We start from the raw sequence: 21,418 nt of genomic DNA on the forward strand, positions 1-21,418 counted from the left end.
ATTTTAAAGAGATGAGTACTATTAGAATAACAAAAAAATTTCATTTTGAAACAGGACATGCATTATACGGATATGATGGGAAATGTAGAAATGTTCATGGGCATAGTTATAAACTTTCTGTTACTGTGATAGGAACGCCTATAAGTAATTCAACAAATGTAAAATATGGAATGGTGATAGATTTTGGAGATTTAAAAAAAATTGTTGCTTCAGAAATTGTAGACAAATTTGATCACGCAACAGTTTTTAATAAAAACACACCACATATTGAATTAGCAAATGAATTGGAAAAAAGGGGTCATAATATTATTTTGGTAGATTACCAACCTACAAGCGAAATGATGTTAGTAGATTTTGCTAAAAAAATAAAAAATAGGTTGCCTAAAACTATAAAATTACACGCTTTAAAATTGCAAGAAACAGGGACTTCACATGCAGAATGGTACGCTGAAGATCAATACTAAAATTACGTTCCATTATAAGTATTCATTGTATTATTTAAACCAGCAGTACCAAATGATTTAATAATTTCACAAGATTTTTTTAAACGCTCAGGCAATAAGTTGTTTTCATCTTCATTCCATTCTCCTAAAACATAATCTACCTGACGGCCTTTTGAAAACGCTGATCCAACTCCAAATCTAAATCGTGCATATTGTTGTGTTTGTAAAACAGCATTTATATCCTTTAATCCATTATGTCCACCGTCACTTCCTTTGGCTTTTATTCTAATAGTACCAAAAGGCAAGTTCAAATCATCACAAATAATTAATAAATTTTCTAAAGGAATTTTTTCTTTAGTAAGCCAGTATTTTACAGCTTTACCACTTAAATTCATAAAAGTTGAAGGCTTTAAAAGAACAAACGTTCTTCCTTTAAACCTAAATCTTGCAAGAGTTCCTAATTTTTCACTTTCAAAGGTTATAGTTTCTTTTGAAGCCAGTTCGTCAAGAATTTTAAAACCTATATTGTGCCTTGTATTGCTGTATTTTTCACCAATGTTTCCCAAACCAACAATTAAGAATTTTTTCATAAGATTTTTAGGAGCTTCTTTTTTTTGAATTCCGAATAATAACTTTATTAAACGCATTCAACAAAAGTAATAAAAGAATACGGTTTTTTAAAAAAGAAAAAGCGTTGCAATTTGCAACGCTTTTAGATTGTGTTTGTTTGAAAGAATATTATTCAGTAGCAGCACCCTCTTCGGTACTTTCACTAGCAGTTCCTTCTTCTCCTTCTTCTCCTGCTTCCTCATCGTCATCATCCAATATTGCTGCTCTAGCAGTTCTTACTTGAACAACTACGGTATTCTCTGGATGTAAAATATGAAGTTTGTCGTTCGTTAATTCAGAAACTACTAATTTGTGACCAATTCGTAATTTTGAAATATCAGCATTAATAAAATCAGGCAAATCAGCTGGGAAAGCTCTAATACTTAATTTACGCATAGGGAAACTTAAAGATCCACCATTAATAACACCTGGAGATGTTCCAATTAATCTTACAGGAATATTCATTGTTACCAATTTATCATCAAATAGTTGGTAAAAATCAACATGTAAAATTTTATCAGTTACAGGGTGGAACTGAATATCTTGTAAAATTGCATTATAAGTTGTTCCTTCTAATTCAATCGTTGCAGTATAAACGTTGGCTGTATACACTAATTTTTTGAACGAAATTTCGTCAGCTGAAAAGTGTAATGGTTTATCCCCTCCGTATAATACGCAAGGCACCTTTCCAGCATTACGTAAGGCTTTAGTTGATACTTTGCCCACGCTTTCTCTTTGAGATCCTTTGATTGTAATTGATTGCATTTATTTATATATTTAATTATTTACATTAAAAACTGTCCGCTAATGGATTTATTGTCTTGTACTTTATGCATCACATCAGCGAATAAAGGGGCGCAAGATACAATTTTTATTTTAGAACTTTCCATTTTTAAAGGAATTGTATCTGATACAATTAATTCTAATAATTTTGAATTTTCAATGCGCTCATAGGCATTTCCAGAAAGTATTGGATGTGTACATATTGCACGTACACTTATAGCTCCTTTTTCCATCATTAACTCAGCAGCTTTAGCAAGTGTTCCTCCTGTGTCAATCATATCATCAACTATAATTACATGACGATTTTCTACATCTCCAATTAGTTCCATGGTAGAAATAACATTGGCTTTTAAACGTTGTTTGTAGCAAATAACAACATCACATTCTAAATGTTTTGAATAAGCATAAGCACGTTTTGATCCTCCCATATCTGGAGAGGCAATAGTTAAATTAGGAAGGTTTAAATTTTTTATATAAGGAAGAAATAACGTTGAAGCAAATAAATGGTCAACAGGCTTTTCAAAAAAACCTTGAATTTGATCAGCATGTAAATCCATTGTCATAATTCTTGTTGCTCCTGCCGTTTGCAATAAATTAGCTACTAATTTTGCTCCAATTGCAACACGAGGTTTGTCTTTACGATCTTGCCTTGCCCATCCAAAATAAGGAATAACAGCTGTAATATGACGAGCAGAAGCTCTTTTTGCTGCATCTAACATTAATAGCATCTCCATTAAATTATCAGAATTAGGAAATGTTGATCCAATAATAAAAATACGTCTACCTCTTACTGATTCTACAAAAGCAGGTTGAAACTCTCCATCGCTAAACCTAGAAACTACTACATTTCCAAGTTTAATACCATAATATTTTGCAATTTTTTTAGCCAATATTTCACTTTGAGAACAAGCAAATATTTTAGGCTCTAAATGATGGTCTTCCATGCTAATTAGTTGTGTTGTTTAGTTTAATTATAATGTGTTGTTGTTTTTGAGTACAAATTTATAATTATTTAAATAGTTATAGTATAACTTAGTTAAGTTTTTACAATTTAAACAAAAATTATTTTTAAATTTGCATTTCAATTATCATTTGCCTCGATGGCGGAACTGGTAGACGCGCTGGATTCAAAATCCAGTTCTTTCGGGAGTGCGGGTTCGATTCCCGCTCGAGGTACTTTTTTAATAAGAAGGGAAAATAAAAGAAAACTAAAACACTGTAAAACAGTAGTTTAATAAAAAATAGTTTTTCTTATCTTCCCTTTTTTAGTGCTTTTTTTCATATATTTGTTACTGTGTTGATTGTATCGTTATACTAAAAGATGAGTTACAATAACCCCAAAGTTGGGAGCATAAACAATCGATTCTATTTTGTGTTTCTCCAAAAATATAGCCTGTTTTTAGTTCTTTTTTTAAATTTCAATTTTCCAAACTTCTAATACAACCTGTTTTGTTTCAAATAAGTAGACCACTTTATGTAGTTTATGAATAGCTTTTTTAAGTGTTTTTATAAATATACAGTACGTGATAGTACTATTAATCTGTTGTAAAACTCCAAATCTGTCCAATCGTTTCACCTCCATTATTATCTTTAACAATAATTTGCCAAAAGTAGTTTTGAGAAGATACTAATGAAACTTCTAATGATGTTTCATTTTGATTTGATGCTATTTTTGTACTTGGCGGATTTGCCGTTCCAAAGTAAACATCATAGCTTAAAATATCGTCAGTATCAACATCGTTAGCTGTCCATTGTAATGTACTTGTACTTGTTTGTACAATTTCATTACTAATTGGACTTATTAATTCTGGTGTAAAAGGTAGGTAATTTGAAACTCCTGTTCCTTCTGTATAAAATTGATTTATAGATGAATATGGACTTGATAAACCCTTACTGTCTGTAGCCCGTACTCGCCAATAATAAGCAATCCCTTTTTCTAACGAGAGTGTTCTTAATGTTGATGATTCAGTTACGGTATGAACGAGTTGTGAAAACCCCATATCCTGAGCTACTTGTACTTGATATGTTATTACATCTCCATCTGGATCTGATGATGCGTTCCAATCGAAATTTAATACATTTTCTATACACAATAAATTATTTGTTGGGTATACTAATGTTGGCACTGTTGGGGCATTATTAATTGGCGTTGGAGGAGATGGAGGAGGTGTATCACTTCCTCCACAAGAACCCAAAATAATACCGAATGTTAGAATATAAACATATTTTTTCATAGTTACTGTTTTATTATTTTAACCGTGACAGGATTTTCTAAATGCACTTTGGCAAAATATACTGCTGCTGGCAAGTTTTCAATATTTAATTGTACCTTCCCATTAACTACTGAATATGTTTTAGAAGAAATAAGTTGAAAATTTGTTGTAAATAACGCTATTTTAACTTCTTTTAATGACATAGGCAAGGCTATCTCAAAAATTCCGCTTGTTGGATTTGGATACATCGTAATTACTTTAAACAAATCAATTGTTTTTGAGAATATTCCTTCACAAGCTACACCAGTTTTTATTTCAATCAAATCACCGTGTTTTACATCTACAGTAAATAATGACGATACCGTTTGTAGTTGTTCTTTTCCGTTTATTAAAACAATATATGGAGGCGTACCCTGTGTAATTTCTATTGTTGCTTTATTTGATACTACACTAGCTTTACCTGATATGGTAGTTCCTTCTGAAATTACAATTTTGTAACAATATGAAGATGTTAGATTTGTAACAATTATACATACTTCATAGTTTCCTGGAGATAAATTGCCCACTGTTAAATTTGTTGTAAAATCATATTCAGCACCATTAATGGTTGCTTTATAATTTAAAGAAGATTGGGCGTTGATAATTATGTTACCATTGTTTTTATTTGGACATGTTTCACTGATTGCTTCAATTGTAAAGTTATCTGAAGCTAACAGCATACATCCATTCGCATCAACCGTTTCACCCGTTGGTGTGTTTGGACAAGTATCAATGTTGTTCATAACACCATCGTTATCATCGTCTAATTGACTTTGAGAACAACCATTCGCATCAACCGTTTCACCCGTTGGTGTGTTTGGACAAGTATCAATGTTGTTCATAACACCATCGTTATCATCGTCTAATTGAGAATCAGAACAACCATTTACATCAACCGTTTCACCCGTTGGTGTGTTAATACACTGGTCTACGTCATCAGTAAGCCCATCTCCATCAGTATCTAATTGAGATGGCGAACATCCATTCGCATCAGCTATTTCTCCAGCTGGTGTGTTTGAACAGGTATCATTATTATCAGCAACACCGTCTTCGTCGGTATCTGGACAACCGTTTACTGTTCCCGGTGTATCAATACACTGGTCTATAGCATCTGAAAATCCATCATTGTCTGTATCTAATTGATACAGTGCACATCCATGTTCATCAACTTCTTCTCCTGCTTGTGTGTTTGGGCAGATATCAATTGATCGTGGAACGCCGTCGCCATCAAAATCATTTTGTGAATCCGAGCAACCATTCGCGTCAACCCCTTCTCCTATTGGTGTATTTGGACAAGTATCATTTACGTCCAAAACCCCGTCATTATCACTATCCTCATCACAAACATCACCAATACCATCAGCATCAGCATCCGCTTGATCAGAGTTAGCAATACTTGGACAATTATCTTGATTATCATATACGCCATCTCCGTCTGTGTCAGTTTGTGATACAGAACAACCATTTACATCAACCGTTTCACCTGTTGCTGTGTTTGGACAGGTATCAATGTTATTCATAACACCATCATTATCATCGTCTAATTGACTTTGAGAACAACCATTTACATCAACCGTTTCACCTGTTGCTGTGTTTGGACAAGTATCAATGTTGTTCATAACACCATCATTATCATCGTCTAATTGACTTTGAGAACAACCATTTGTATCTACGCTTTCTCCAAGAGGAGTAGCAGAACAAAGGTCATTGGTATCATATACGCCATCTCCGTCTGTGTCAGTTTGTGATACAGAACAACCATTTACATCAACCGTTTCACCTGTTGCTGTGTTTGGACAAGTATCAATGTTATTCATAACACCATCATTATCATCGTCTAATTGACTTTGAGAACAACCATTTGTATCTACGCTTTCTCCAAGAGGAGTAGCAGAACAAAGGTCATTGGTATCATATACGCCATCTCCGTCTGTGTCAGCTACAACTACATTTTGTAAGTAAACTTTTACATTTACCTCATTTGTAATTACTGGGTCAGAATTAACCCAAAGACCACCATCGGCCCAATCATACATAGGGATGTTTACAAAATAAACACCATCTACTTTTTGTATGTAAAGCTTTCCATATTCTTGTAAAGAATTAGAAGGATCTTCCCATACAGACCACCCTGTAGGTGCTGTATAACTAGCAATACTTGCTGGAAGTTGTGTTCCCACCAAAGCATCTAAATTAACATTTTGGGTTTGAATTACTGCAGAAAATTGATCTGCAGAAACAATATTTCCATTAACAAGTTTTTTATTCATAAATACGCTTAGCCCACTTGCAGGTTGAATACTCAACTGTGCTGTAGGAACTGTAGTTCTATTATAATAAGAAATTGCTATGGGATTATTATTGCTTGTTGTTGGTAAGTCCTGCCCAGCTAATTGTACAATTGTATTATCAGCTGTTTTACGTGGAACAGATATATAGTATCCTATTCTCCAATAACCACTGGCCGTAAGGTCAAATAATTGAAAGTTTAACACTGGCGGGTTTAATCTAGGATAGTCTTCTAATTTTACCCCTGATTTTTTATACTTGAAATTCAGGTCTTTATCGTAATGATAAAAAGACCATATCTGTTTTCCATCATCAACACTAATATAATCGTTTGAAAGACCAACGGTAAAAATATACTCATTACTCGTTACAAAGACATTGTTCATGTTTTCATACGCAACCCTTGTGGTTGTTTTAAGAGTATTCCAATTAGCATCTACTAACTCGACGTATCTTTTTCTTACAATAATATAATTATTATCATATCCTGGTTTCATCCTTGCTTCTTCGGCAATATATTTTTGATGGGTAGTTGTTCCATCAAGATTAATCCTCTCGAATCGTCCATTATTAAAATTTACCAAAAAACCATTTCCTGAAACAAGAGTTCCATCATCAATAGAACCATAATCATGTGATGAATCCATAAAATGCTTTATCAAGGTTGGATTCATCGTAGTATCCAACTGAATAATAGAGGTTTCTGAATTTCCAGAATTAGCATAGGAATCGATAAGATTTCCCCAGTTAGCCCCTTGGGCTACACGATAATTACTACCTAAATAAGATACTGTTATATACATATATCCATTGTAGGAAACTAAAGACTGTATTGCTCCTTGTTCAAAAGAGAGTCTCTTTTGAAAATCAAAAGTTTTACTTACTAAGTCGTACATAAGTATAGCTGTTTCATCCCCTCCTACGTAGGCAGAGAAATATAGTTTGTTATTTACGATAAGCATATTATTAGAATCGCGTGTTTTTAAATGTGATGGGTAGCTGTCCTTTGAAGGGACATCCATTAATTTTTCTAACCAGACACCATTTGTGGTGTATTTGTTAATGGTAGCTCCTGTTACTGTATTTTCTGCTATATAAAAATAGCCAGCATAGTACAGTGCTGCATTCACAGGTTTATTCCATGTGCTCACAGATTCAACCCCTGTTGGTGTTGTTGATTGTTGTGCATGGATGTTTATTAGAAATACAGATGTTATTAAAAATAAAAGTATTTGTTTTTTCATAATTTTTGATAGTAAATTTAACCTTTTAAATTTAAATTAATGTAAATGTATACGTAAACCTTCAATTTTAGTTTCTTATGATAATTGATTATCATTAGTCATAAATAAGACGCCTAGTTTGGCTGAGAATCATGTATTTTAATTAATTTTTCGGCCTGTTTCCAATATGTAATTAGTATTGGTTTTGTTTGTGTTCTAACCTAATGTTTAACAATACATAGTTATATTACTTAAGTAAATTAGTAATAGTTTTAGACATTTTATCTGTTAATTTTACAACTAAAAAATTTCCCATTTCAAAATTAGTAGGAGGATTCAGCTCGTTTCTATCAAAATTGCTAAAATTACGTTTATTTATAGCTCTTTCATCTCCTTTAAATGAAACCCATTTGTTTAACCAATTATATGTTTCGTTAAATTGATCTTGACTTAGCACTCTACCCGTTTTCACATCAAGAACCTTAAAAGATCCACTTAAAATAGCTTTAGATGATTTACTGCTTTCATAGATATTTGCTGAAGCAATTCCATAAACACTTCTAGACTTAGTTTTCCCCTTACTATTAACATAACTTTCAGTACCTACAATAACTTCTTTCTGCACGGTGTAAGGATTATCATGGATAACCCGTTGATGCTCTGATGAAACTTGTGTAATTTTCCCTGTTACAATAATATGTACACCTAATAATTTTCCATATTCAGATACTGTACTTTGATTTATATCTGATGACATATTTAATTGATGCTCTGCTATAAGCTTCCCTAACTCATCTCTTGATACTATTTCAGTAAATTCCATGGCTTCTTTATTATTAAATAGTTGAGCACTTAACTTATCAGAAACAGACTCTCCGATAGCACCAAAATTTCGGGTTCCAGATTTATTGTCAAATGCAAAAATTGCTATTCTAGTAGTACCATTTTTACGAGCTTCTTGATAAAGATTTAGACACTGTTTGTAGTTGGGAATATACTTTTCAGCTTTTTTAAATCTCTTTGCGGCTTTTTTAAAACTTTCTCTATCGTTATTTTTCATTAAATCTAAACCTTTAACATAGTGCATTTCTGCAGCCTCCTTTTTCCCTTCAATCAAACTTCTTTTTGCTTCAGTATATTCTTCTGATACATCTATACGGTCAAAACTTATATTGAATTTAGATTTTTTAATTATTTTTGTAATCTCATAAGATTTCTTGTCTAATTTTTTTAATATTTCGTATAATTTTACTATTCTTTTTCTTTGAGAAACAGTTATATCTCCGGTGAAATTTGTGCTCATAGATTTTAGATCTTCAATACTTTCAGTAAGATACTCTTGGGCTAACTCATAAGAAAAAGATAGTATTTCTTGAGGTTTTTTCTTTTTTGGTTTAATTCTCAATGCCTTTATTGATTCAAAACTTGCCTCTACGTAATTCCCTCTAGAATATGCTTTTTTTGCTCTTAAAATATGGCTACTTGCACTTTGACTAAAACTACTAATTGTGATAAAAAGTAAGATTCCTGTTAAATAAATATTTTTCATATTTCAATTGATTAACTATTAATTTTTGTGATATTTTATAATTTCGAATTTTAATAATCTAGTTTTAAGCTATTTATTATATACAATGCTATGGGGCTTTTTAAATATTATTTTTATACCTTATTATATAGCTATTTGAAATATGTAAATCTTTATCCATTTCAAGTTGTATTTTTTTTATTACCTTAAGTTTATTAGTTTTTTTAATTTCAATAATAATTTCGTCATCTTTTAATAATTTCTTTAGTTTTTCAAACGTAGAGTCAAATTTTTCAGTTTCTTCATTTATTTTACCTTGTAGTTTATCAATAATCGTTGTTTCCAAATTTGACTTTGTAGTAATAGTGTCACTTATTTTATTTTTCACTTTTTTTAATATTTATGAATTTTCTTCTTTCCATAACTACATAATAGCCATTTGCTGTTGTAAAAATAAATAAAGTTAGTAGCAATAATACTAACCGAAATATTGTTAAGAAAAGGTTACCACTATCTGCTGGAATCACTTGAACAACACTCCATCCATCAGCATTTTCTTTTTTTATTCTTCTATTTAACGTGCGTTGTGGTGAGTCTGCCAATAAACCTATTATCCCTCCATTTAATGTTACATTTATAACTTTATTGTTTTGCCAATCTTCAGTAGGGGAATAATCTTCTGATTTACTTGATTTCACAGCAACAATTATCGCTATTAATAAGACTATTGCTAATATCATTGGAATATTAGCACCAAAACTTCCTAAGAAAATATTTAATGTTATCATTTTTTAAATTAGATTAATCCTACTCCAAAATTCAGTTGGTGTTTCGGTTTGTTCCCAACACTGTAAATAATTACCTTTAAAACTTACTGCTTTGTTAAAATTATTTCGATAGATGGTGTCAATTTATAAACAATGGTATTGGTAGCACCTTTACTAAATTTGTAAATAAGATTGGTAAGCCCGTTAGTTGTTATTCTTATTTCGTAACTATTGCTGGTTATAATTTCTTCTATAGTTGTTATTCCAATATCAATAGCGCTTTGAAGACCTACCTTATAGTTTAAAATTTCAACGCCTTCGGCATTTAAATCAATTATATTATCGTTTGTAAATTTAAAACCTCCTACTTGTGTCCATTCGGGTTCGGTTTTATCTAGCCAAGTACCAATAATCCAACTTGGAGGGTTAAAAGACGATAATGAACTATCATCATCTTTAGAGCAAGAAAAGGTTAGTAATAATACGCCTATTATAAGTAGTGTTTTCGTGATTTTTTTCATGGTTATTAAATTTGAAGAATATTTGTCAATTCTAGTGCATTTATTGAATGTTAATGAGTGAGATTTGTATTGTAAATTAATTTCAGATTTTAAAAATGGTTCTCGATACAATTTTCTGTTGAAAATCAAGCGAACTGACATTTTTTTGTGTTAACGTATTAATAATCTTTTTCATAGCAATTTTACTTTAACAATAGTATCCTTTATTCTTTGCAGTTTCCTGTAACTTGTATTTTTTCAAATCCTAGTATAAAAAAGAATTTTGAAGAAACTGTAGTTCTAATATTTGTTACACCTTTAGTGCATTTATTATCTAATTCCTGTAATAATAATTTAGATTCTTTGTGTGCATCCATAGGTGTAAGAGATAAAATATTAGTACCCTTTTTTTCTGAAGACACTTCTTGCCCTTTTCCTTGATAATTTGTTGGTGTAGAAACTATTCCTATCGTTCCACAACTTGTTAGTAACAACATTGAACAAGCAACTAAATAAATAGATTTTTTCATAATTATTAAATTTTAAGTACCCTTAGACCCAATAGGGTATTTTTATTAATTTTGAGTCTAACTTTTGCTGAAGTACTAAAAACTACTACTATTCAACAAATGCTGAACAATAGTAGTTAAGAATTATTTTATATGAAATATTTAATGATTTACCTAGGTAAAGAGATGAAATAGTATTTTTTTTTAATGAAAATCTACTTTTGTAAATAAAAAGAGGTAATTCTTTTTAGCACTTCTTTTTTATATGTTTTTTCTATTTTATATTTTGTATTGTTAATGGATAAATAAGAACCATTTATTAGCCCATCAAAACTTCCCTTTTCTAAATTCACAATAAAATTGGCATTTACACGTACAAAGTTTAATGGTAAAACCCGATTTAAATTACTTAATGAAGAATAATGAAATGTTTGTTTATTTTTAGAAACAATACAGGCATAATTATCTTGTAAGGATATTTTCTTACCTTCTTTGGTTGTAAAATTTTTGTTGGTAATGTGTATAATATCTTCAAAATTTATTGGAAACCTGGTTATTTCATTATTACTATAGTTGTTACGTATATTCTCTTTAAAATCTATAGCACCCATTAACCCTTTTTGTGGGGTAATTTTCTTTTGTGTTCGGTTTAACACAGTATGTATGGTACGTACAATTTCTTTAACATTTAATGTGGGTTTTGTTTTAACAATATAATGTTCGTGATTGGTTTTTAAGCCTTGTTGAAAGGTTGTTTCATTATCTAAATTTGTAATGTAAATAAAGGGTATTTTATATTTAGTGTTTAAAATTTCACCTAAATCTAAGCCGTCTTTTTCGCCGTCTAAATCTATATCTAACAAAACAATGTTAGGGGTTTTTGCCGTTATTCTTTTAATAGCATCATCAAAATTTTTGGTATATTCATCTACAGTAAATCGTTCTTTTTCAAGTGCCGTACATAAACCATCATATAAAATGGCTTCATCTTCAACTATTAAAATGTGTGGCTTCATAAATTTTTATTTTGGGAATTGTATGGTTAGTTTAACACCTTTTGAACCGTCTAACTCAAAGGTGCCATTAATTTGTTGGGTTAATAATTTCATAATTCTTAATCCAAAAGTTTTTGATTTTATACTATTAAAATTATCAGAAAATCCTTGTCCGTCATCAGCTAATTCTAAATTATAGTGGGTATCAGTTTCATTAAAACGGATTGATATTTCACCTTTATCATCATTTGTAAATGCATATTTAAAAGAGTTGGTTAAAAACTCATTAATAATTAAACCAATGGGGAATGATTTATTGGCTTTTAGTTTTAACGATTGGTTAATATGTTGAGTAACAGTAATTTTTTTAGTTGGAAAAGTGCTTGCAACATTTTTACTCAACTTTTCAATATACTTTTGCATACTTAAATTGGTGACATCTTTATTGTTATATAATTGTTGGTGCACTTCATTAATACTTCCAATACGGTTTTGCAATTCAGATAATTTAGCGTCAAAAGCTTCATTGTTAAATTCTTCTTTTACAACATCAATAAATCTATTGATAATTGCTAGGTTGTTTTTAACTCTATGGTGGAGTTCTTTTTGTAAGTTTTCAATAATATTTTTTTTCTTTTTATTTTGTTGGTAGTAAAAACCAACAACACCTAGTGTAATTATTGAAATACCTAAACCACCACCCAAAATCCATTTTTCTTGTTTTTCTTTTTCAATAGTTAATAGTTGTACTGCTTTTTCTTGTTTTAATTGAAGGTTTTCCTTTTCTTTTTTTTCGGTTTGGTATTTGGTTTCAATATCAGAAAGCTCTTTTAAATTTTTAATTTCATTAAATTCTTTTAGTGAATTAGAAAATTTAGTTTGGTATTCGTATGCCAATTTATAATTCTTAAAATTATAGTCAATTTTTGACTTTAATTTATATAAGCTTATTTTTTGTTCAATTGTAAATTTTGGATTGATGGTATCCTTTAAAATAGAATTAATATACTTACTAGAAATTTTTATATTTCCTATTTTAAAATAAGTCCTAGCTAAACTTAATGTTGCACCAAATATGTAATCTTCTAATTCAGTTTTAGAAGCAATATCAAGTGCATTTTTTTTTGAAATTATACTTTTAGGTATTTGGTTATTGTTAAAGTAAAAATCACCTAAGTTTAAATATACATCAATTAAATACATTGAATCATTGAGGTCTTTATAAATATCAATAGCTTCTAAAAACATAGTTTCTGCTAATTTTTTATTAGATTTAGTTTCGGAATATAGCTTAGCGAGATAGAAGCTTGTATCTGCTAAGCCTTGTTTATGTTTTAGATTTTTAGATAATTCATAACCTTCTTTCAAATAAATTTCTGCTTTTTGATAGTTTTTAACATCTAGTAAGAGGTTTCCTAAATTAGTATAAACAGGAATAAGTCTTTTTTTAGATTTTAAATGATAGCTACTATCAATTGCTTGTAAATAGTATTGGATAGCCTTTTTGTGATTATTATCGTAGGAATAAAGAGCTGCTAAATTATTATAGACAGAGGTATATCGGTTTTTTAATTTGTGTTTTATAACTAAATCTTCAGAAAGTAAGTAGAATGCTTTAGAACTGTCAATCATTCGGTTATACCTATAAACATTTCCTAGATTTGAGTAATTACCATATAGACCATCAATGAAATTTATATCCTTATATTGTTTCAATCCTTTTTTAAAAAATGTTGCAGCTTTAGAATATTCACCATTATACATATGATAGTTTCCATAATAATTATATGCAAAACCAATATTTCGTTTAAAACTATTTTTTTTTGAAACAATTAAAATGGTATCAACATACTTTAAACCCTCTTTTATCTCAGAATAGAAATATTCTTGAGCTATTTTCACTAAGGTTTTAACTTTTGTTGAGTCATTTTCTGAATGATTTAATTCATTTTTCAAACTATCAATTTTAGATTGTTGACCGTACGAACTAAAAAAAACGAGTGTTGCAATTATTAGAAGAACCTTTTTCATGTTTTTTGTTACAATTTAAGAAAAAAAATAAAATTTTAACAAAATTTTATGAGTATACACTTAATTTATAATCATTACAAGCACAATAGTATCCTTAATTAACGATGATCTTTATGTGAAAACAGCGTATTTAATATAAAAAAGACGATATTTAAAGTGACAAAAATTTTAAATATTTAGTTAAACTTGGCCCTTTTCTATAATTGTACATATCTCTTGTTTATTTGATGAATTTTGTTTAAAATTTATTCCATTTCCAGGAAATAACCTCATTTCAAACGATAAAAAAAAGAATTCTAAAAAGTGGAATCTATTTATTAGATGTTGTGAAGTTGAAAAAGATAAAAAATTAAAATATAGCCAACCTAAAAAACCAAGAGAAAATATAACACAGTACAAACAAGTACCTAATATGGGCTATTGTATAAGAACGATTTTTTATAAGATTTGTGCGACATAAAAACCGTTAGATTTTTAGGTTGTAGTAAATTATTTGTTGAATGTTTGTAGGTTCGTTATTTAGTTTAAATGTAGACATAAATTTTATGAGGTGTTGCGTGTAGTTTTTTTAATCTAGTCGTTCTTTTATATCCATTCTTTGATGCAAAATTCTTATTACTTCCACAATGTCGTTTTCTATTTTTCTATAAAAAATCAAATGTGATTTTATTTTAGTCACTCTATAATTTTTTCGTGTTTGCTCTGCTGATTTTCCAGTCAAAAATTTGTCAGAAATAAACTCAATTTCTCCAATTATTAAGTCGTAATATCTATCAGCTTGTTCTTTAGACCATTTATTTAATGTATAAATCCAAATGGCATTTAAGTCTTTAATCGCCTGTTCACTTATGCGATATTTGTTTTTATTCATAAATATTGTCGGTGTAATTCTTTCAAATTTTCTTTGGGGTTGAAATTTTCAATAAATCCACTTTTTTCCCCTATTTTCAAAGCTTTAATTAGTTCTTTTTCCTTAGTCTCTTCTCTTTCAAGAAGTCTCAAAGCAGAGCGAATAACTTCGCTTACAGAGCCATATTTTCCAGATTTAACCTCATTTTGAATAAATTCCTCGAAATGATTACCGATTGATATTGATGTGTTTTTTCCCATTTTAAATAAATTTTACTCAAATATACCAAATCTTGGTAACACAAAAAAATTTTCAAATTACACACAACAGGTGATATAATTCCGTTTAACCCAAATAAACCAATGTGTCATTAGGTTTGGAAAACTTGCATTAAATTTGAGGACTATGATTATCGAGAGGTATTTTGTTATAAAATAGGAAAAAGGCCTACTAGTAAAACTAGTATGAAAAACCCAATTTTGTAGAGTGTATGGTAACATTTTCAATGAATAAACCGTCTTTATTAGGCAATATACTTTTCCATTAATTAAATTCTAGCACTTATAATTGCTTAAAATAGCAATAATACGTCACTTAACTACCTTAAAAAGTACCCGTTTAAGGTGTTAAAACCTGTTAATTATTTAATTAGCAGGTTTTTTCTTCATTTTAAAGAGCTCAAATTCAACATAAAATAAATATTTTTTAACTTTTTTGTTAGTATTTAACATTTTGTAAGACTTATTCATCATAAATGAAAATTATAAATTTTAAGGAATGAAAAAAAAAATTATTAAATGGGGAATTATTATCGTATTAAGTGGCTTACTTATAGGCGGAGGAATAATCTTCTATATGTTTAATCAGCCTCATAGAAATATACATGCAATAGCTCCAGATTATCAAATGAAAGCTTCAACATTAGTTCAAGAATATTTTACAGATGCAACATTAGCCAATGAAAAATATTTGCAGGATGAAGGGGAATCAAAAATTATTGCCGTAACAGGCACTATAGCTTCAATAACAGAAGATTTAAATCATCAAAAAGTAATATTACTAAAAGATGTAAATGAGAAAGCTGGTGTGAGTTGCACTTTTACTTCTGAAACAAATATGAATGCAAAAAATTTAAAAATTGGAGAAACAGTTACCATTAAAGGTGTAATTCGTTCCGGAGCTGGTTATGATGAAGATTTAGAATTTTATGAAGATGTAATACTTGAAAAATGCAATATCGTAAACAATTAAAAAATAGAAACTATAATAACTAAAAACAAATACACATGAGAAAAATAATTTTTACAATTGGAATAACAGGAATTTTAGCATTAACATTGGCCTTTACAACACCAACAGTTAGTAAATTGGTTAGTAAAGCAGGTCATATTAATTTCTTTTCACACACAGCTATAGAAGATATAACGGCTGATAATTTTAAGGTAATAAGTACGTTAGATACAGAAACTGGAGTTATCGTTTATTCTGTGCCAATGCAAGGGTTTGAATTTGAAAAAGCAATGATGCAAAAACATTACAACAGCTCAAAATTTTTAGATACTAAAAAATATCCAAAATCTAAATTTAAAGGGCAAATTACAAATATTGCCAATATTAATTTTGATAAAGATGGCACTTATAATGCTACTGTAAAAGGAGAAATGACTTTGCATGGTGTTACAAAACCTATTACGGAAACAGCAATTATTACTGTTAAAGGAAATAAAGTAATTGTTGAAACCAAGCTAAAACTTACGTTAGCCGATTATAACATTAATTTTAAAAAAGGGAAACCTTCAACAAATATTGCAAAAACCATAGATGTTACTTCAAAATCTGAATATACAAAAGAAGATTAAACAGAAAAAAATAAGAATAATTAAACCCTTTTATGAATTAAATCTAAAAGGGTTTAATTATTTTATAGACCTTTGTGTTAGTTAACATGATAATAATTAATAGTTAAACACATATAAAATATGAAGGCATTGGTAATATCAGGCGGAGGTAGTAAAGGAGCTTTTGCAGGTGGAGTTGCTGAATATTTGATAAAAAACGAAGGTAATAAATATGATATGTTTGTGGGTAGTTCAGTAGGAAGCCTATTAATAAGCCATTTGGCAATAAATAAAATTGACGAATTAAAAACTATATTTTCAAACTTATCAAATAAAGATGTATTTAATATCTACCCTTTTAAAGTTAGAGAGAAGGAGGATGGCAAGTTTGATATTAAAATTAATCACTTTAACACACTTATATCTTTTTTAAAAGGATACAATACGTTTGGTCAGAGCAAAAATTTGAGAAAGTTTATACAAAAAGTTATTTCTAAAGATGATTTTAAAAAATTAAAACAACTAAACAATGTAACTTTTACGGTTTCAAATTTAACTCAACAAAAAGTTGAATATAAAAAAGCGGATCAATGTGAATACGAAGATTTTTGTGATTGGATGTGGGCATCAGCAAATTTTGTTCCTTTTATGAGTTTACTTAAAAAAGACAATTGTCAATATGCAGATGGTGGTTTTGGCAGTCATGTTCCAGTGCTGCACGCCATAGAAAATGGCGCTACAGAAATAGATGTTATTATATTAGACAGCGAAGAAGAGTCTATTGTTGATGAAGAAATGTATACAAACTCATTTCAATCACTAATGGGAGTTTTTAAATTTATATCTAACCAAAGTGCTTTAAAAGATATATTAATTGGAAAACTAAAAGGAAAACAATCTAAAATTGATGTGAAACTTTGGATTTTACCTGAAAAACTTACAGAAAATCCATTGTTTTTTAATCCTGTACAAATGAAAAAATGGTGGGAAAAAGGATATAATTTTGCCGAGAACACAGACCCAATTTGCCATTGTTTTATGCCTGATGGTGAAATAAATTATATGTAATACAAACTCAATTAATACTTACAAAAGAATGAAAGCACGAGAAAAATTTATTGTTATTTCTGTAATATTACTACTTGTAATAGGTGTTATTTCAATTAATTGGAAACCAATTTTATGGAGTTTACTACTCTTTGGTCCACTTATTTTAGTAGGGATTTATGATATTGTACAAAAAAAGCATGCAATCATAAATAATTTCCCAATTATAGGACATGGAAGATATTTATTAGAAAATATTCGTCCTGAAATAATGCAGTATTTTGTTGAAACAGATACAGAAGGAAGGCCTATTAATAGAATGTTTAGAAGTTTGGTGTATCAGCGCGCTAAAAACACAAATGATACTGTTCCTTTTGGCACACAAATGGACGTTTACAAGGCAGGGTATGAATGGTTAGACCATTCAATGTATGCTTGTAATGATAATGATAAAAACGCTCATCCAAGAGTGATTGTTGGAGGGGAAAATTGCAAAAAACCATATTCGGCAAGTTTATTAAATATTTCAGCAATGAGCTTTGGATCATTAAGTAAAAATGCCATTTTAGCACTAAATAAAGGCGCTAAAAAAGGAGGGTTTGCACACAATACAGGTGAAGGAGGGCTTAGCCCTTATCATTTAGAAAATGGAGGTGATTTAATTTGGCAAATAGGAACCGGTTATTTTGGTTGTAGAACAAAGGATGGCACTTTTTGTGAAGATACTTTTGCTAAAAAAGCAATTCTTGAAAATGTAAAAATGATTGAAATAAAAATTTCACAAGGTGCAAAACCAGGTCATGGAGGTATATTGCCTGCAATTAAAAATACAAAAGAAATAGCTTCAATTAGAGGTGTTATAGCGCATACTGATGTACTTTCTCCACCGTCACATGCTGCTTTTTCAACCGCAGAAGAATTGATGAATTTTATACAATTATTAAGAGAAAAATCTGGAGGAAAACCAATTGGCTTTAAATTGTGTGTTGGTAAAAAACAAGAATTTATAGATTTGTGTAAAGCAATGGTTTTAACAGGGATAAAGCCCGATTTTATTACGGTTGATGGAGGTGAAGGAGGAACAGGAGCAGCACCTGTTGAATTTTCTAACTCTATTGGGATGCCTTTAAGAGATGCCTTGGCGTTTGTGTATGACATATTGGTTGGTTTCAATTTAAAAAAGGATATTAAAATTATTGCTTCAGGAAAAATTATTAGCGGTTTTCATATTGCTAGAAATATTGCTTTAGGTGCAGATATGGTAAATAGTGCTCGTGCTATGATGTTATCTCTTGGTTGTATTCAAGCATTACAATGTAATAATAATACGTGCCCTGTAGGAGTTGCTACTCAAAATAAATCGTTGATGAAAGGATTAAATGTAGACGATAAATCAGAAAGAGTAGCTAATTTTCACAAGGAAACATTACTTAGTTTTAGTGAGTTAATTGCTGCTACTGGAGTTGCAAATCCGGCCGATTTAAAACGAAAACACATTAACAGAAGAGTTAATATGAATACGGTTTTAAAATATGATGATATTTTCCCCTACATAGAAGAAGGAAGTTTGTTAAAAACAATAAGTTAAGAAAACGCAATTTTTACTTTACGTTTTATAATAACTTAAAAAGAGTAAATCAAAGCCATAGCAACAGTTAAAAATACTTAATATTATTTAATAATTTAGCTGCATTCAGATTTAATATACTAGGAGTTAAAGTGCCTAAAAAAGAAGTAATAAAACCAAACATAAAATGAAGTGCTAAACCCATCTAAATTTATGAATTAAAATCAAAATAATAAAACAATAGTAGGTAAGTCGTTTTGCAATTGATAAGATTACGATAAAACATTAAATTTAAAATTTGATAAAAAAAATGAGGCTGTCTAAAAAGTGTCATTCTGAATGTAAATGAAGAATCTCCTTGAAATTAAACACTTATATATCAAGATGTTGGGATTTTTCACTTTGTTCAAAATGACAAGTATAATTGCTTTTCAGACAGCCTCAAAACTAAAATAAAAATCCTTGAGGTAACTGTATTATGGTTATGAAATCAACTTTATCATAGATAATAGAAAATTAGTTTAGTGATTTATTTTAAAAAATAGAAAGCACAAATAATTTATAGTAAATATTTTTCATTCTATCCCTAAGCGTTCAAATAACCCTTGAATATCTTTTGGGTAATTATTAATTTGTTGTTCAAAATTATTTGTTGAATTATTAGTATTTGTATTTTCTGAATTTGTATTATTTGTTGTTTTACGCATCTTCTTTTCGGGTTTAATTTTAACTTTCTTCATTTTTTTAGCTCCAGATTTGAGAATTATTTTTTAACATAACTATATAACTATCTATATATTAAACAACTATCTAATTTATCTGTGTAATAAATCTGGTTAAATAATTAATTTAAAGTTAGTAAGACTAAATTTATTTTTTTTTACTTTTTCCATAAAAAAAGAAGGCAAAAAGCCTACTAAACATATCAAATATTTTAGTAAATTTACAAACATCAAAATTTGACCCCTCCAAATGCGCAACTATTTTATTATAGATAACAACCCACGCTCTATTCAAAGAATTAAGAATGTTTTAGAAGATTTTTACGAATTTAATTGCATTGGTACTTCGTGTGATTATGATAAAGCAATGAATATAGTACTAAAAGAAACTCCTGATTTAGTTTTTTTTAATATTGAAAATGTTATTGATAAGCCGTTTGAATTTACACAAGAGTTAAATTTGTTTAAGGAGACCTTTCCTGTTTTTATTGCAATATCTTCATCAAAAGAAAATGTATACGATGTTATAAAAAATGGTTTTTTTGATTTTTTGTTAAGCCCGTTGACTGAATTGGATATTAGAAAAACGGTTTTAAAGGTTTTAAAAAAGATTCCTGCACAATCTAGAAAAAACATTTGTTTAAAATCGTATAAAGATTATCAATACTTAAAAACAGATGAGATCCTTTTTTTAAAAGCAGATAATAATGCAACAGATTTTTATATGAATGATGGCTCAATTATTAGTGCCTATAAAACCCTTAAAACTTTTGAAAGCATACTTCCTAATAATTTTCATAGAATTCATAAAAGCTACATTATAAATAAAAATTTTATTTCAAGAATTCAATATGGGAAACTTACGTGTACTATTAAAAGAAATAGTTATGAGGTACCCTTTACTAAAACTTATATTGAGAATATTGAAAGTATAAATAAAGATTTAGCAGAGTATTCTTACATCTCTGTAAATTAGTTATAAAATAATTAAATGGTGCTATTTTATAAATAAACAGTATTGTTTTACAAATAAAATACCTGTTTTATATAATAAACGGTATGTTTTCACTAATAAATAGTATGTTTTCACTAACAAACGGTATGTTTTCACTAATTTATTAGTTTGTAAATAATAAAGTTCTTCTTAAAAAACTATGTTTGTGTTTTAAAGTACTAAAAAACAATTTAACCTATATTTTAATTTTAAAACCCCAATATTATGAAATCAATTAAATTTATTTTCGCTTTTTCCTTATTTTTAATGGCATTTACAGCTTGTACTTCTGACGATCAACTTTCTGCAGATGAAACACTTTACAACCCTAATACTATTGATATCAATGTTTATGCTACAGGAGACGAAGGTACTGCCGAAGTAATGAACGATAGAGATTAACCAATTGCTTTAACGCATATTTAACTATATTTATTTTAATTATAAAAAAAGCCTTAAACTTAATTGTTT

At 29.2% G+C, this 21,418-nt stretch carries 22 protein-coding genes and 1 tRNA gene; 8 read left to right on the top strand and 15 right to left on the bottom strand.

Annotation, left to right across the window (positions count from 1 at the left end; genetic code table 11):
* The first annotated feature begins 11 nt into the window (after positions 1-11).
* Positions 12-464: a 6-pyruvoyl trahydropterin synthase family protein gene (locus tag Lupro_RS08930; RefSeq protein ID WP_068208967.1), complete on the top strand. Its 453-nt coding sequence runs from the start codon at positions 12-14 to the stop codon at positions 462-464.
* A 2-nt stretch (positions 465-466) separates the two neighbouring features.
* Here Lupro_RS08930 and pth read toward each other — a convergent pair whose 3' ends face one another.
* The 3 genes from pth to Lupro_RS08945 form a co-directional block, all read right to left on the bottom strand.
* Positions 467-1,033, bottom strand: coding sequence for an aminoacyl-tRNA hydrolase (gene pth / locus Lupro_RS08935; protein WP_082703935.1), 567 nt, complete (start codon positions 1,031-1,033; stop codon positions 467-469).
* Positions 1,034-1,181: 148 nt separating this feature from the next.
* Positions 1,182-1,817, bottom strand: a complete 636-nt coding sequence (locus tag Lupro_RS08940) for a 50S ribosomal protein L25/general stress protein Ctc (RefSeq protein WP_068208973.1) — start codon at positions 1,815-1,817, stop codon at positions 1,182-1,184.
* Between the two features lie 20 nt (positions 1,818-1,837).
* Positions 1,838-2,779 carry a ribose-phosphate pyrophosphokinase gene (locus Lupro_RS08945; RefSeq protein ID WP_068208976.1) on the bottom strand — a complete coding sequence of 314 codons (942 nt, stop codon included), beginning with the start codon at positions 2,777-2,779 and terminating at the stop codon, positions 1,838-1,840.
* Between the two features lie 150 nt (positions 2,780-2,929).
* Between Lupro_RS08945 and Lupro_RS08950 the strand changes: the two genes are divergently transcribed.
* A tRNA-Leu gene (locus Lupro_RS08950) sits at positions 2,930-3,011 on the top strand.
* A gap of 359 nt (positions 3,012-3,370) precedes the next feature.
* Here Lupro_RS08950 and Lupro_RS08955 read toward each other — a convergent pair.
* From Lupro_RS08955 to Lupro_RS09005, 11 genes are all read right to left on the bottom strand, one after another.
* Positions 3,371-4,069 (bottom strand): glycoside hydrolase family 78 protein, encoded by a 699-nt coding sequence (locus tag Lupro_RS08955; protein ID WP_068208979.1) that lies wholly within the window; start codon positions 4,067-4,069, stop codon positions 3,371-3,373.
* Positions 4,070-4,071: 2 nt separating this feature from the next.
* Positions 4,072-7,620: a thrombospondin type 3 repeat-containing protein gene (locus Lupro_RS13870; RefSeq protein ID WP_068208982.1), complete on the bottom strand. Its 3,549-nt coding sequence runs from the start codon at positions 7,618-7,620 to the stop codon at positions 4,072-4,074.
* A gap of 226 nt (positions 7,621-7,846) precedes the next feature.
* On the bottom strand, positions 7,847-9,148 hold the full coding sequence (locus Lupro_RS08965; protein WP_068208985.1) for a CsgG/HfaB family protein: 1,302 nt from the start codon (positions 9,146-9,148) through the stop codon (positions 7,847-7,849).
* A gap of 100 nt (positions 9,149-9,248) precedes the next feature.
* Positions 9,249-9,515, bottom strand: coding sequence for a hypothetical protein (locus Lupro_RS08970; RefSeq protein WP_068208988.1), 267 nt, complete (start codon positions 9,513-9,515; stop codon positions 9,249-9,251).
* A complete protein-coding gene (locus tag Lupro_RS08975) occupies positions 9,505-9,915 on the bottom strand; it encodes a DUF4177 domain-containing protein (RefSeq protein ID WP_068208991.1) in 411 nt (136 codons plus the stop codon). Before Lupro_RS08975 ends, Lupro_RS08970 begins: the two co-directional genes overlap by 11 nt.
* Positions 9,916-9,998: 83 nt before the next feature.
* Positions 9,999-10,415, bottom strand: a complete 417-nt coding sequence (locus Lupro_RS08980; RefSeq protein WP_144439127.1) for a hypothetical protein — start codon at positions 10,413-10,415, stop codon at positions 9,999-10,001.
* A 203-nt stretch (positions 10,416-10,618) separates the two neighbouring features.
* A complete protein-coding gene (locus Lupro_RS08985) occupies positions 10,619-10,924 on the bottom strand; it encodes a hypothetical protein (RefSeq protein ID WP_068208997.1) in 306 nt (101 codons plus the stop codon).
* A gap of 194 nt (positions 10,925-11,118) precedes the next feature.
* Positions 11,119-11,919, bottom strand: a complete 801-nt coding sequence (locus tag Lupro_RS08990) for a response regulator transcription factor (protein WP_068208999.1) — start codon at positions 11,917-11,919, stop codon at positions 11,119-11,121.
* Positions 11,920-11,925: 6 nt separating this feature from the next.
* Positions 11,926-13,929, bottom strand: coding sequence for a tetratricopeptide repeat protein (locus tag Lupro_RS08995; RefSeq protein WP_068209001.1), 2,004 nt, complete (start codon positions 13,927-13,929; stop codon positions 11,926-11,928).
* A gap of 568 nt (positions 13,930-14,497) precedes the next feature.
* Entirely contained in the window at positions 14,498-14,800 is a 303-nt protein-coding gene (locus Lupro_RS09000; RefSeq protein ID WP_068209003.1) for a type II toxin-antitoxin system RelE/ParE family toxin, read from the bottom strand.
* Positions 14,797-15,039: a type II toxin-antitoxin system ParD family antitoxin gene (locus Lupro_RS09005; RefSeq protein ID WP_068209005.1), complete on the bottom strand. Its 243-nt coding sequence runs from the start codon at positions 15,037-15,039 to the stop codon at positions 14,797-14,799. The genes Lupro_RS09000 and Lupro_RS09005 overlap by 4 nt, the downstream gene beginning before the upstream one ends.
* A gap of 517 nt (positions 15,040-15,556) precedes the next feature.
* Between Lupro_RS09005 and Lupro_RS09010 the strand changes: the two genes are divergently transcribed.
* From Lupro_RS09010 to Lupro_RS09025, 4 genes are all read left to right on the top strand, one after another.
* Positions 15,557-16,030: an OB-fold protein gene (locus Lupro_RS09010; RefSeq protein WP_068209008.1), complete on the top strand. Its 474-nt coding sequence runs from the start codon at positions 15,557-15,559 to the stop codon at positions 16,028-16,030.
* Between the two features lie 35 nt (positions 16,031-16,065).
* Positions 16,066-16,638, top strand: coding sequence for a YceI family protein (locus tag Lupro_RS09015; protein WP_068209010.1), 573 nt, complete (start codon positions 16,066-16,068; stop codon positions 16,636-16,638).
* Positions 16,639-16,758: 120 nt separating this feature from the next.
* Positions 16,759-17,685 carry a patatin-like phospholipase family protein gene (locus Lupro_RS09020; protein WP_068209013.1) on the top strand — a complete coding sequence of 309 codons (927 nt, stop codon included), beginning with the start codon at positions 16,759-16,761 and terminating at the stop codon, positions 17,683-17,685.
* A gap of 28 nt (positions 17,686-17,713) precedes the next feature.
* A complete protein-coding gene (locus Lupro_RS09025; protein ID WP_068209015.1) occupies positions 17,714-19,252 on the top strand; it encodes an FMN-binding glutamate synthase family protein in 1,539 nt (512 codons plus the stop codon).
* A gap of 554 nt (positions 19,253-19,806) precedes the next feature.
* On the opposite strand, the gene Lupro_RS13545 is transcribed toward Lupro_RS09025, so the two are convergent.
* Positions 19,807-19,971, bottom strand: coding sequence for a hypothetical protein (locus Lupro_RS13545; protein ID WP_158499560.1), 165 nt, complete (start codon positions 19,969-19,971; stop codon positions 19,807-19,809).
* A gap of 232 nt (positions 19,972-20,203) precedes the next feature.
* Here Lupro_RS13545 and Lupro_RS09030 point away from each other — a divergent pair, with 232 nt between their 5' ends.
* On the top strand, positions 20,204-20,929 hold the full coding sequence (locus tag Lupro_RS09030) for a LytR/AlgR family response regulator transcription factor (protein ID WP_068209018.1): 726 nt from the start codon (positions 20,204-20,206) through the stop codon (positions 20,927-20,929).
* Between the two features lie 243 nt (positions 20,930-21,172).
* Positions 21,173-21,349, top strand: a complete 177-nt coding sequence (locus Lupro_RS13550; protein ID WP_158499561.1) for a hypothetical protein — start codon at positions 21,173-21,175, stop codon at positions 21,347-21,349.
* Positions 21,350-21,418: the final 69 nt, after the last annotated feature.

Source organism: Lutibacter profundi (genome assembly GCF_001543325.1).
GTDB classification, from domain to species: Bacteria; Bacteroidota; Bacteroidia; order Flavobacteriales; family Flavobacteriaceae; genus Lutibacter; species Lutibacter profundi.